General features: G+C 39.1%; 11 protein-coding genes. 6 read left to right on the top strand and 5 right to left on the bottom strand.

All coding sequences use genetic code 11. The annotated features are described in order from the left end of the window. Nucleotides 1-798: 798 nt before the first annotated feature. Nucleotides 799-2073 (top strand): CinA family nicotinamide mononucleotide deamidase-related protein, encoded by a 1275-nt coding sequence (locus FNZ24_RS11600; protein WP_153914645.1) that lies wholly within the window; start codon nucleotides 799-801, stop codon nucleotides 2071-2073. Nucleotides 2074-2121: 48 nt separating this feature from the next. Here the strand turns inward: FNZ24_RS11600 and FNZ24_RS11605 are convergent, their stop codons facing one another. Together FNZ24_RS11605 and FNZ24_RS11610 are read right to left on the bottom strand one after the other, a co-directional pair. Then, on the bottom strand, nucleotides 2122-3303 hold the full coding sequence (locus tag FNZ24_RS11605) for a flagellar assembly protein T N-terminal domain-containing protein (RefSeq protein WP_153914646.1): 1182 nt from the start codon (nucleotides 3301-3303) through the stop codon (nucleotides 2122-2124). Nucleotides 3304-3306: 3 nt separating this feature from the next. Continuing rightward, nucleotides 3307-3993, bottom strand: a complete 687-nt coding sequence (locus tag FNZ24_RS11610; RefSeq protein ID WP_194945056.1) for a flagellar basal body L-ring protein FlgH — start codon at nucleotides 3991-3993, stop codon at nucleotides 3307-3309. Nucleotides 3994-4461: 468 nt separating this feature from the next. Between FNZ24_RS11610 and FNZ24_RS11615 the strand changes: the two genes are divergently transcribed. Continuing rightward, nucleotides 4462-5190 carry a hypothetical protein gene (locus FNZ24_RS11615; RefSeq protein WP_153914648.1) on the top strand — a complete coding sequence of 243 codons (729 nt, stop codon included), beginning with the start codon at nucleotides 4462-4464 and terminating at the stop codon, nucleotides 5188-5190. Nucleotides 5191-5274: 84 nt separating this feature from the next. After that, complete coding sequence (locus FNZ24_RS11620) at nucleotides 5275-5730, top strand: LPP20 family lipoprotein (RefSeq protein ID WP_153914649.1); 456 nt, start codon at nucleotides 5275-5277, stop codon at nucleotides 5728-5730. 79 nt (nucleotides 5731-5809) lie between these two features. Here FNZ24_RS11620 and FNZ24_RS11625 read toward each other — a convergent pair whose 3' ends face one another. The 3 genes from FNZ24_RS11625 to argE all read right to left on the bottom strand — a co-directional run bounded on the left by FNZ24_RS11625 (nucleotide 5810) and on the right by argE (nucleotide 10295). Continuing rightward, nucleotides 5810-6346, bottom strand: a complete 537-nt coding sequence (locus FNZ24_RS11625; protein ID WP_153914650.1) for a DUF1439 domain-containing protein — start codon at nucleotides 6344-6346, stop codon at nucleotides 5810-5812. Beyond that, the gene (gene ppc / locus FNZ24_RS11630; RefSeq protein WP_153914651.1) at nucleotides 6346-8994 is read right to left on the bottom strand and encodes a phosphoenolpyruvate carboxylase; all 2649 of its coding nucleotides are present in this window, start codon (nucleotides 8992-8994) and stop codon (nucleotides 6346-6348) included. Before ppc ends, FNZ24_RS11625 begins: the two co-directional genes overlap by 1 nt. Nucleotides 8995-9143: 149 nt before the next feature. After that, nucleotides 9144-10295: an acetylornithine deacetylase gene (gene argE, locus FNZ24_RS11635; RefSeq protein ID WP_153914652.1), complete on the bottom strand. Its 1152-nt coding sequence runs from the start codon at nucleotides 10293-10295 to the stop codon at nucleotides 9144-9146. A gap of 260 nt (nucleotides 10296-10555) precedes the next feature. Here argE and argC point away from each other — a divergent pair, with 260 nt between their 5' ends. From argC to FNZ24_RS11650, 3 genes are read left to right on the top strand one after another with little or no spacing between them, the layout of a single operon-like run. Next, nucleotides 10556-11536 carry an N-acetyl-gamma-glutamyl-phosphate reductase gene (gene argC, locus FNZ24_RS11640; protein ID WP_153914653.1) on the top strand — a complete coding sequence of 327 codons (981 nt, stop codon included), beginning with the start codon at nucleotides 10556-10558 and terminating at the stop codon, nucleotides 11534-11536. Between the two features lie 14 nt (nucleotides 11537-11550). Continuing rightward, nucleotides 11551-12333: an acetylglutamate kinase gene (gene argB, locus FNZ24_RS11645; RefSeq protein ID WP_153914654.1), complete on the top strand. Its 783-nt coding sequence runs from the start codon at nucleotides 11551-11553 to the stop codon at nucleotides 12331-12333. A gap of 13 nt (nucleotides 12334-12346) precedes the next feature. Continuing rightward, nucleotides 12347-13252, top strand: a complete 906-nt coding sequence (locus FNZ24_RS11650; RefSeq protein ID WP_153914655.1) for an ornithine carbamoyltransferase — start codon at nucleotides 12347-12349, stop codon at nucleotides 13250-13252. Nucleotides 13253-13279 lie beyond the last annotated feature (27 nt).

The raw sequence follows: 13279 nt of genomic DNA on the forward strand, positions 1-13279 counted from the left end.
CCAAAACGAAAAAAKCCCTGACTCAGTGAGTCAGGGATTTTTTCGTTTTGGCGTTTTAGTTTTTAAATTAATTTTTACTAACTATCATAGTGTGGTTGATATGCCCATGTAAAAGCAGGTCATTACCAAGCGCCTAATTTCTCTTAATTGAGAGCAGATAGCCCGTTACTGATGTAGCGGGCTTTTTCTTTGTCTAAAGAAAAGTTCAAGTTTAAACACCAATACCTGATAGTGTGGACGATATGCCCATGTGAAAGTAGGTCATTGCCAAGCGCCTAATTTCTCTTAATTGAGAGCAGATAGCCCGTTACTTACGTAGCGGGCTTTTTCTTTGTCTAAAGAAAAGTTCAAGTTTAAACATCAATACCTGATAGTGTGGTCGATATGCCCATGTAAAAGCAGGTCATTGCCAAGCGCCTAATTTCTCAAATTTGAGAGCAGGCAGCTGGCAACGATGTAGCGGGCTTTTTTGTGTCTAGGATATTGCATCAAGTTAAATCAGTGGCATTTGATAACATTGATATCGGAATTTAAGCATGTAAATAATCTACTCAGTAACTTAATTAAGTGCTAATAGCACCTTATCATTACCTTCTTTGTTGTTACTTGTTGCTTTTAAAATGGATATTTACAACAGTTAATTGCAACCATAGTTCTAAATGCTGATGAAAAGTCATTAGTTATATGAATTAATATCGATAATTCGTTGATGTTTAACATAGGTCAGCTATCTTGTTAGGCAATTAAACAGGTTTTACATATTGGCTTAGTTTCCAAGTCAGCATTTTAAGGACAAAAATGAAATTAGAAATGATTTGTACTGGCGAAGAAGTCTTATCTGGCCAGATTATCGATACTAATGCAGCCTGGGTTGCTAATACGATGATGGAGTTGGGGATTGAAACTCAGCATCGCATTACTGTTGGTGATCGTTTAGAAGAATTAATGAATGCCTTCATTGAGCGTAGTTATCATGCAGATGTCATCATAGTTAATGGTGGTTTAGGTCCTACAAGTGACGATATGTCTGCTGAAGCGATGGCTATGGCTAAAGGTGAAACCTTAGTAGAGAACGTCGAGTGGCGAGAGAAGTTAATAGAGTGGTTTGCTCGAAATAATAGACAAATGGCCAAGAGCAACTTAAAGCAGGCTTGGTTACCTGAGTCAGCAATTATGGTAGATAATCCAGTAGGCACAGCCTGCGGCTTTAGAGTAAAGCTTAATAAAGCTTGGTTGTTCTTTACTCCTGGGGTGCCATTTGAATTAAAGCATATGATTAAAGAGCAATTTATTCCTTTTATTAAAGAGGAATTTGAAATTAGCGAAAATACATCTTTGAAGAAGCTGCTCACAATCGGCCATGGTGAGTCTTCACTCGCTGATAGCTTGTCAGAATTAACTTTACCAGATGGAATTACTTTAGGTTATCGCTCATCGATGCCGCATATTGAGATTAAGATTTTTGCTCGTGGTGATAAAGCTATTAGTAAGTTGCCTAATGTAACAAAAAAAGTGAAAGCGATTTTAGGTATTGCTGTTGTTGCTGAAGACCGACCAACATTGGCCGCAGAAATTCATCACAGACTTTACCAGTCAGGCTTTAGTTTGAGTATTGCAGAATCCTGTACTGGTGGATTGGTTACTAGTCAATTAATTGATTTTTCAGGAAGTTCTTCTTATCTTCATCATGGCTTAGTGACATACAGTAATGAATCGAAAGTTAAAGTACTAGGGGTTAACCCGCAGATACTTGATGATTATGGCGCTGTATCAATTGCAACAGTTGAAGCAATGGCTAGAGGGGCGAGAGAGATACTAGATAGCGACTTTGCACTGTCTACCAGTGGTATTGCAGGGCCTGATGGTGGCTCTGAGGAAAAGCCTGTAGGCACTGTGGCTATTGCTTTAGCTACAAAACACGCTGTTTACAGTCAGATGATTAAACTGCCAAGTCGTTCTCGTCAGTTAGTTCGCAGTATTAGTGCAGCGATCGCTTATGACATGTTACGACGTGCTTTGCTTGGTGAAGCTGTGATCGTTGATTACCCGTCGATCTCTCGTTTTGCTAAGTAAATGAATGCGAGCTAGCTTAATTGGCTAGCTCGATTATTGTTTAATGTTTTAAAAATTCACGGTTGTGACAACGTCATAAAGATCTACTTGATGTTGATTCATTCCATTTAAGTCTTCGTGCTCGGGTGCTTTTAATAGACTGACTTTGTTACTTACTTGAACGACTTCTAACAATATAGGCTCTTCAGGTGGCATCAAAGTAGATAACATAGTGTTGTGAAGTGGGATATTTTTCAATTTGATGTGCTGAAATCTATCTCCTTTTTTCACGCCGTGCAGTGTTCCAATATTGATGGTGACAAACTGTTCATCTTTATTGATAACAAGGGCCTTAGTTGGTTCACAACTCAAAGTTTGATTTATATCTTGAGCAACTTTAAATAGGGTATTGACGATAGTTGTACCGTATTCACTACGCCAAAATAGACTATTTTCCATGTCGACTTTGCTGTACGAATCGAAACTCCAACCCCCTTCGCCATGATATTCTTCTTCAAGTAGAATACTGTCGCTAACCCTATCGTACATGAACACTTTTATAGTGAAGTTACGCTTTGGGTAAATAGTATTAGTCACTAATCCCGATTTCTTTTCATTGTACAATCCAATATCACGGACATATCCAAAGACCAAATACTGACTTTGAAACTGGCTGTTCAAACCATGGGATATTCCTTGAACAGATTTTAAATTCACGCTATCAAAACTAGACGTTGGTTTAAAAACCATTTGTGGTATGAGTTCTTCTACGAAGATATTAGGTTGGTTACTGAGTTCGTTCTTGAATCTAGAGGCAACATGAAATGGCAGTGATGAAATGTCTCCTGGCGTTGCTTGAGACGGCGTAAGTAAAGGGAATTGGGCAATGATCAGCTGCTTTAGGTAATCATCTTTGATACAGTTTGAGCTTGATAGAAGGTTTATTTTTAAATTAACAGTTAACTTTCCAGCTGCTATCGATTCATTAAGAATGACTATTTCACTTATTTGTTGCTTCGAGATGATATGAGTTTTACTACTGGTTAAAATGCCATCTTTTACTGTGTTTTCAATATTGATATAACTGCTGGCTTGTAGCGATGCATTTTCAATTGCTTGTTCTATAGCTAGCTTACGAATATCGTTGTAGTCATCGCCATCATAGGGAATAGATGCTTGTCCGAGGTACCACTGTCCGTGTGCAATGCTCGGTAAAAAGAGTATTAATATAGCTGCAAGGATTTTCTTCATGTATTAGCCGAAAACACTGAGCAGTTTTGTAATTAATGAAGGATCTTGGTTATCCTGTTGTTCGCCTTTTCCGCTCACTTCTATCACGGTATTGCCAACCATACTTGAGTCAATTGAATGATCAGAGTCGATATCAGTTACTCTGATCTCGCCTGAAAAGCGCACATATTCGTCGCCTTTATTTAGTTTGAGCCACTTCTCTCCAGCTACGACTAAATTTCCGTTTGGAAGCTTCTCTCTTACGGCGACTGTAATCGTACCTGAGAGTGAATTATTGTGATTACTGGCTGAAGAGCTATCGAAGCTTTTATCTTGAGAGTAGTCAGCACTGAGGTTGTTCTCATCAATATTGATGTTACCTGCAGTAATATTTGGCGACATATCGAAGTTATTCGAGCTATCTCTTTTATAGCTGACTGACTTTTTAGAAGTCATTTCTTCATTTAACCTAATCAAAATCATATCGCCGACTTCATAGCGGTTATTGTTTTGATAGATATTGTAAACATTATTGGGATTGAATATTGAGCCAGTGATTTGTTGTGCTTGCTGAATATTATTGTTACGAACAGGTCGAAAGTCTGGATCGCCTTTCATCACTTCATCAGTAGTTTCTACGACATTTACTGTGGTATTTTCTTTTGTTGGTACTTTTATTTCAGCTACCTCAGTAGTGGTGCAAGCTGACATGTTGAATAAAAATAATACTATAATTGTTGTTTTAATATTCATTCGCAAAAAGTGTTTATTGGTTTTGTAAATTTTAACGTTAAATATATATTTAGATCTACGTTCTGCACAATTACTTCATTATCTTTACTTGTTTTTACGCTATATAGTTTTATTTGTTAATCTATGTTGGGTTATATTGTTCAAGTAAAGTTTTGTTGATGTTCTTTTTTGTGGTTAACTTGTTTTGCGTAACATTGTAATGTTATTTGTATCTAGTGTTTATTATGGAATTGTAAGTTGGTAGTCGGGAAAAATCATATATTTAAAGAATGTTTTTAAATAATGGTCTTTTAGTGTAATTATATAAACCTATTAAAATAATAAATGTAACGGATTTCATGTTGTAATATTTCGTTTTTAATAGAATTCTTTAAGAAACATAATAATTATATCGTCAATATTTTTATCTAAAATGGTTTAAAAAACATGCAGGCACAAAGTTCATTATCTGTAATAGGACAAGCTGTTGATCTGGCCAAAACTGACTCTAGCCACCAAGCGGAATCAGCTGAAAATACAGAGAAATTCTCTGATGTCTTATCTAATGTTACTTCTGTTGCAAGTGTCGGTAGTGCAGTATTAGCTACAGCGACATCAACGGATATTTTTTCTGTAGATAACTTAAAGCAACAAATCCTCTCAGAAACAGGTTTAGATAATGAAAACATTTTGTCGTTAAATATGAATGCTAGTATGATTTCTGAGCTACAACAAGGGTTATTATCTTCACTACAAACCAGCATGGTGAAAAGTTCAGCGATAGCAAACGTTGTTAGTCAAACTCAACAGGTTACTGAAAGTATAAATACAAAAAATGACGCTGCTAATTTAGTGACTAGTGATAATTCAAGTCTTGTCGATGATATCTACTCTTATTCCTTTGGAGAAGATGGATTTGATGAAAAAGATATTATTGATTCAGTCAATATATTAAATCATACGCCAATATTATCTTATATCTATCAAGAAACGACGAACACTGAAATTAGTCCCGCTTCAACATTAGCAGGAAGTGTTTTGTATTCTGATTATGTCGGCACGGGTTCAACAGCGATTAAACTCATTATGGATTATTTTTCAGAAAATAATTCAGAAGTGTTAGCTGCTGGTGTTAGTTCATTTTTATCAAGCGATAGTGAGGAAAATAATAATTAATATTCTTCAGATTTAAATCTATTTAGATGTTCATTCTATTTTTATTATATCTAACTATATTATTGATTGTTTGCGGTTATTAAAATGAAAAATTTAATTGTTCTATTCTTTCTATGCTTGGGTGGTTGTCAAAGTTTAACAAGTGAGCCAGAAGCGTATCAACCTACAGACTTTCCAGTACTGAATGCTGTGGGGTATGCACCTATTGAGAAACAACCTGCTGAACTACGCTCAGAGCAAATTCTAATGGCAATGGAAGCGTCTAAAATTCTTGCCTACAGAGAGCTAGCCGAACAAGTCTATGGCTTACAGTTGAACTCTCAGACTGGGATACAAGGCCATTCTTTGAATAACATTGCCACTAAAATAAAGGTGTCTGGATTAATCAAAGGCGCAAAAGTTGTTAAGACTTACCCAATAGACGGCTTTTACGTTACTGAGCTCGAATTGGACTTTAAGTTAGTACGTGACTTATATATGCAGTCTGAAACTCCTGTACATAATAATATCTTGGTGGTTGAACCGGTAAAAAACTTCTAGCTGCAGCTGTTTTTTTGCTTAGGAATAAAAAAGCGCCCTTAGGCGCTTTTTAAAAATAAGTTACTTAGCGTTGAGCATTCTAAAACTTAATCACAATTTTACCTTTTTGTACCTCAATCTCTTTCGTCATTTTAGCCATTAACGCTTGGTTTGAATCGCTTGTGTCGAGTACATAAACAGGTTGAGATTCTAAAAATGTTCGTAAAAAGATCATCAGCTGTGGTGTGATGGGTTTCAGCATTTGTTCAATATCAGCAGGTTCTGATTTCACGCTGACTAAATCCAATTTCTTTAAAAAGATACTCTTGGTTTCAACGTCATACCATGGCTCAGCTTCAAAAGTGGTTTCCATGTCAGCAGAGATAGATTTAAATGGATTTTTTACGGCCATTTTGGTCAATGCAGTAACAGATATGGTATTAGGTTTATTACCTAACTCCACTTCCATATCATTGAGTTTCAGTTGCAGGCCGAATATTTGATTTCCTTGAGAGACTTCGTAGTGCATCTCATTATTCAAATAGTCTTCTACTTCTGATTCAGTAATGCTGTACTGACTGGCGCAACCAGTCAGCAGTAGCATTATGCATAGTAAGCTTGCTTTGAACAAAGTCATTATCCTGTGTTTCTCATTCCTGCAGCCACACCCGCGATGGTTAACATTAATGCCAACTCAACCTGTTTTGACGCTTGCTCTTCATTACGGGTACGCGCCAATAGTTCAGCTTGTAAGAAATTTAATGGGTCGATATATGGGTTACGAAGCTTAACTGACTCTCTATTCCAAGGCGTGTGAGACATTAACTCTTCTGCTTCTGTTAGAGATAAAACGGCTTCAGTGCCTAATTGTAGACTCGCACGCAGCTTTTTACCTAAATGGTGTAAATTCTCTGGAACCAAAGTGCTTTCATAATAACGAGCAAGATTAGGTTCTGCTTTCATGTAAACCATTTCTAGCATTGAAATACGAGTTTCAAAGAATGGCCACTTAAGCTCCATCTCTTTCAATAATTCAAATTCACCACGTTCATTCGCTGCTTTTAATGCTTCGCCAGAACCTAACCATGCTGGAAGCATTAAACGGTTTTGTGACCAAGCAAAAATCCAAGGAATTGCTCGGAGACTTTCAATACCACCGTCAACACGTCTTTTGGCTGGGCGACTGCCTAATGGCAGCTTTCCAAGTTCGACTTCAGGAGTCGCTGCTCTAAAGTAAGCCACAAAGTCAGGTTCTTCTCGGACAATGTCACGATAGGCTTTGACTGAATCATCTGCAATGCGCTGCATACAGTCGCGCCATTCCTGTTTAGGCTCTGGTGGTGGCAATAATGTCGCCTCCATCACTGCCGATGTGTAAAGCGCTAAACTTTGCACGGCCACTTTTGGCAAGCCGAACTTAAAGCGGATCATCTCGCCTTGTTCGGTGACCCTAATACGGCCATCAACGGATCCTGGAGGTTGTGACAAAATCGCTTTATGTGCAGGTCCACCGCCACGGCCAATAGAACCACCACGACCATGGAAAAGCATTAACTTGACGTCAGCTTTTTTACATACTGCGACGAGTTGCTCTTGTGCGTGGTATTGCGCCCAAGCTGCAGCCATTACACCTGCATCTTTAGCAGAGTCAGAATAACCAATCATTACTTCTTGCATACCTTTGGTGTAACCACGGTACCAATCAATGTCTAGTAATTGGGTCATACAGTCTGAAGCAGTATTCAAGTCGCTTAAGGTTTCAAATAATGGCACCACGCGCATAGGGTGCTGACAGCCTGCTTCTTTTAAAAGCAATAACACTGCTAAAACATCTGAAGGCTTGCTGGCCATTGAAATAACATACGAACCTAATGCTGTGGCTGGTTGAGTTGCTACAAGCTGGCAGGTTTTAATGACTTCTTGAACATCAGCTGACGGTTGCCAATCAGTAGGGATGAGAGGTCGGCGACTGGTGAGCTCTCTTAATAAGAATGCTTGTTTCTCATTTTCGTCCCAATGATCATAATCACCCATGCCTAAATAACGAGTTAGCTCGGCTATAACATCACTATGACGCTCAGCATCTTGGCGAATATCTAAGCGAAGCATGTGAATACCAAAACATGCTAAACGGCGTAACATATCTAATAAAAGACCATTAGCAATTAAGCGCATTCCTGAGTCAGAAAGACTACGGTATAACAATTCTAGCGGTTGCTTTAAGTCATCCAACTCCCATATGAGGTCACTATGGTTTGTATCGAGTTGATGGCCTTCAAGACGGGCATTAAGGTAATCAATGGTGGCACGCAGTTTATGACGCAAGTGTCTTAAGATATCGCGGTAAGGTTCTTTGCTGTTTGGCACTAGCGCCATTAGCTCAGCATTGGCATCTTCCATCGATAGTTCATTCACTAACGACACAACATCTTTAAGGTACAGTCTTGCGGCTGCATGGCGGTTACGTAACAGTACTTCTTCAGTGACAACAGAGGTAACAAATGGGTTGCCGTCTCTATCACCACCCATCCAGCTTGAGAATCTGACAGGGCAAATATCTGCTGGAATTTGTTGGCCTGTTTTGGCTTCAACATGATCGTTTAACTGGCGTAAGAAGTCGGGGACTGCTTGCCATAATGAGGCTTCAATGGTGCTTAAACCCCAACGTGCTTCATCAACAGGAGTCGGGCGCTCATTACGAATTTCATTGGTATGCCAAATTTGGGCTATTAACTGACGTAATCTAAGGTGTGATTGGTTTCTTTCACGTTCTGTGAGTTGTTTATTCTCTTGCTCGGTTAAGCAATCGACAACAGCTGAATACTTTTGGATGAGTGTTCGGCGTGAAATTTCCGTTGGATGCGCTGTCAACACCAAGTCAATATCAAGTGTTTTTAAGCAATTAATAACATCTTGCTCGTTTGCATTACTGTTAAGCATGCGACCAAGGAGCTGTTCTACTGGATCTGGGACACAAACAAGCTCATCACAATTACGGCTTATGGTATGAAATTGCTCAGCAATATTGGCTAAATTTAAGAATTGGTTAAAGGCTTTAGCAAAAGGGACTAACTCTTCATCTGGTAATGAATTCAACAAGGTCAGCATTTGCTGTCGAGAGTCTGAATCACCTTTACGTGATTCTTTTGCAAGAATACGAATTTGCTCGACTTTTTCGAGAAATGCTTCGCCAAGGTGATCGCGCATGGTATCACCCAGTATCTGCCCTAAGCTACTCACATTAGAACGCAAAGATGCGTACATGTCGGCGGTTTGCTCTGCCATAATTACTCCATAAGTTAACTTAATTAGCCGTTACAAATATTTGACTCAAACTAGCACAATAGCGAGCTGCGAGGGTATTGGTCAATGGCTTCTATTATTAATTAAAATACATAATCATTTAACGTCTATATCATTGATGCTGGTCACAACTATTTAATACAAGCCTGATAAATAAGCTTTTTAAGTAAGTCTACAGTGGGCGTTAAATACTCCAAGCCAATATATTCATCAGGTTGGTGGGCTTGATTAATGCTACCTGGCCCCATTACAAGAGTTTGGCAGCCTAATTGTTTAATATATGGGGCTTCTGTGGCGTAGTTAACGACTTCTGGTTCGGTGTTTGAGATTTCTGCCACTAATTTAGTCCAATAGCTATCCACTTTACCCGCAAATGATTCAGAGCCAGGGTATAAGGTTGATATTTCAATACTACCTGGATATTGCTTACTGATTTCCGATAAGTAATTAATGACCATGAGTTCTAAATCGGCTAATTCGATACCAGGTAGAGGTCTGATATCGAGGTGTAAGTCGCAACAGCCACAAATTCTGTTAGCAGCATCTCCACCATGTATATGGCCAAAGTTCATCGTCGGGTGAGGAACGCTAAAGGCATCTTCGCGGTAATTCTCACTTAAATGCTGCTTAAGCTTCATTAATTGACCGACCACTTGATGCATAATTTCGATGGCATTTAATCCCCTAGCAGGATCTGATGAATGGCCACTTCTTCCTATTACTCGAATGCCTTGTGCTAAATGGCCTTTATGCATATATACCGGTTTTAAGCTGGTGGGTTCACCAATAATGGCATAATCAGGAGCAATACTTTTTGAATCAGCAAATGCTTTTGCGCCATTCATGGTGGTTTCTTCATCCGCACTTGCAAAGATATGCAGCGGACGTTTTAACTCATGTAAAGGCACAGTCTTAAGCGCTTCCATTATTAACGCAAAAAAACCTTTCATGTCACAGGTGCCTAAACCATACCAACGATTATCTTTTTCTGTCAGCTCAAATGGGTTTTGACTCCAGCGTCCTTCATCAAAAGGCACGGTATCAGTATGTCCAGCGAGTAAAAGCCCACCTTTACCCGACCCAATAGTGGCCACTAAGTTTTGTTTGCCACGGCTATCCGCCACTGTACTAACAGTGCACTCAAAACCCATGTCAGAAAACCAAGATTGCAGTATTTCGATAACTGCATGGTTACTCATATCTTGTTCAGGTTCTAGTGCACTGATTGATGGCGATGCAATCAGCTGTGTAAAAGCATCTTTAAGTTCAGGTAATGACTTCATAGGAACCTTTCTTAGTTATCGCAATAAATATGTATTCATTATTATTGCATAAGTAATAATTTGTGTTAGTCTAGCAAACAGCTAAGGCATTCACCATAACTTGATAACGATTTAAGAATATAGATATGTATTTAATTGCGATTCAACTCACTGTAACAGATCCCAAGGTAAACTATCTTCGACGATAGTTTTATTCTCGAGCACCCAGCTCATGTATCGATTTATCTCCAATAGTTTACTTACTTAAAGACGACAAAATAATGAAAAATATCGCAATAATTGGTGCAAGTGGTTATACCGGTGCACAAATCACCGCTCTTATTGATGCTGAAGCAACAATGTCTATTCAAGGCTTATACGTTTCTGAGAATAGTCTTGATAAAGGCCGTTTACTTGCTGATTTGTACCCCAGTTACCAACATATTCAAATTCCTTTATCGCCTTTATCTGCAGCGGCTAAGCAAGCTATCGTTGAAGAAGCTGATGCCGTAGTACTTGCTACTGAGCATTCTGTTAGCTTAGAGCTTGCGGCTTTCTTTTATCAGCAAGGTTTAGCTGTGTTTGACCTAAGTGGTGCTTACCGTTTTGCTGATGTTGAACAATACCCTAAGTGGTATGGATTTGAGCACTCTCAAGCAGAAGTACTTGCTGATGCTGTTTATGGTTTAGCTGAATGGAATCAAGAGCAAATTGCACAGAGTAAAATGATTGCGGTTCCAGGGTGCTATCCAACTGCGTCTTTAACTGCTCTTAAACCTTTAAAGTCATTACTTACTGATGCTTACCCAGTGATCAATGCTGTAAGTGGCGTAACAGGTGCAGGTAGAAAAGCACAGCTACATACTAGCTTTTGTGAAGTAAGCCTGACACCGTATGGCGTATTAGGTCACAGACATCAACCTGAAATAGCAACGCACTTAGGACAAGAAGTTATTTTTACACCGCATTTAGGTAATTTTAAGCGGGGCATTTTAGCCACTATTACTGTGCAGTTGGCTAAAGGTACTACTGAGGCTGACGTCGCTGCCGCTTATCAAGTTTATGATAATTGCCCATTAGTTAGCGTTAAACATAACCAATTCCCAAAAGTAGATGATGTAGTTAATACCCCTAACTGTATTTTAGGTTGGAAATATGATCCTCAAAGCCACTACTTAGTTGTGGCGAGTGCAATTGATAATTTAATGAAAGGTGCTGCTAGCCAAGGCTTACAGTGCATTAAAATTCACTTTGGCTTGTAACAGGAGAAGATAAAATGTCAGATATTAAGCCTGTTATTGTACTTAAAGTGGGTGGCGCGTTATTACAGTCGACTTCAGGTATGGCTGAGTTAATGGCAGTGGTTGCTGAAATGATGTCGCAAGGACAGAAAGTTATTTTTGTACATGGCGGTGGATGTTTGGTTGACGAGCAATTAACAGCCAATGGCAAAGAAACCATTAAACTTGACGGTTTACGGGTGACACCAGCCGATCAAATCCCAATTGTAGTTGGCGCATTAGCTGGAACATCTAACAAGCTATTACAAGCTGCAGCAATTGAAGCTGGCATTGTGACTGTAGGTATGAGCTTGGCAGATGGTAATACCGTGAATGCATCAATTAAAAATGAAAACTTAGGTCTAGTGGGTGAAGTCACACCCAATGACCCGAGCTATTTAAATTATTTACTATCACAGGGTTGGTTGCCTATTTGTAGCTCGATTGCTGTGTCACCTCAAGGTGACATGTTGAATGTTAATGCAGACCAAGCTGCCACAGCGTTAGCAAAATTAGTGCAAGGTCAGTTAGTTTTATTATCTGATGTTCCGGGCGTTTTAGATGGTAGCGGCGAGCTAATTGCGCAATTAAATCAACAACAAATTTCAGATTTAGTTCAGCAAGGCGTGATAGAAAAAGGAATGAAGGTCAAAGTAGAAGCGGCATTAGAAGTTGCTCAATGGATGGGTAAACCAGTGCAAGTTGCATCTTGGAAACAGCCTCAACAATTAATTGCCTTAACGAACGGAAAGTCCGTAGGCACACAAATTCAGCCATAGGAGTAAATTACTAATGGAACATTTATTGTCAATCAAAGACCTATCGCAAACTGAGTTATTAGATTTACTAGCGCTAGCAAAAAAGATTAAAGCTAACCCTACAGATTATAACCAAGCATTAGCAGGCAAAAGTGTCGTAATGCTGTTTGAAAAGCCTTCGCTTCGTACGCGAGTGAGTTTTGATATTGGTATTAATAAATTAGGTGGTCATGCTGTTTATTTAGATCAGCAAAATGGCGCGTTAGGTAAACGTGAGCCAGTTTCGGATTTTGCGACTAATATTTCTTGTTGGGCTGATGCAATTGTGGCGAGAACATTTTCCCATACAACCATTGCAGGTTTAGCTGAGCATGCTTCAGTTCCTGTTATCAATGCTCTATGTAACTTATATCACCCATGCCAAGGCCTAGCTGATTTTCTGACCTTATCAGAGAAGTTTGATGATGTGAGTAAAGTGAAATTAGCTTATTTAGGTGATGGTAATAATGTCACTCACTCATTGATGTATGGCGCTGCGATTCTTGGTGCAACTATGACTGTTGTTTGCCCTCCAGGGCATTTCCCTGATGGACAAGTGGTTTGTGAAGTTCAAGCGTTAGCTGCTAAGCATGGTGGTGAGCTTATTTTAACTTCAGACGTCAATGAAATGGGCCCGCAAGATGCAGTTTATACCGATACTTGGATCTCAATGGGGGACAACACCTCAATGGAAGAGATTGAAGCTAAGTTTAAACCGTACCAAGTGAATATCGAGTTGATGACAAAAGTAGGTGCTAACTTCTTTATGCATTGTTTACCAGCATACAGAGAAGTAGAAGCAACAACCGAAGTGGTTGATGGCGAAGGTTCGCTGATTCTGCAACAAGCAGAAAATAGAATGCATGCCCAAAATGCAGTATTGGTTACCTTGTTAGGGTAATGACAAACATATTTCGTTGGCTGGCTG

Source organism: Shewanella sp. TC10, assembly GCF_009663145.1.
In the GTDB taxonomy this organism is placed as follows: Bacteria; Pseudomonadota; Gammaproteobacteria; order Enterobacterales; family Shewanellaceae; genus Shewanella.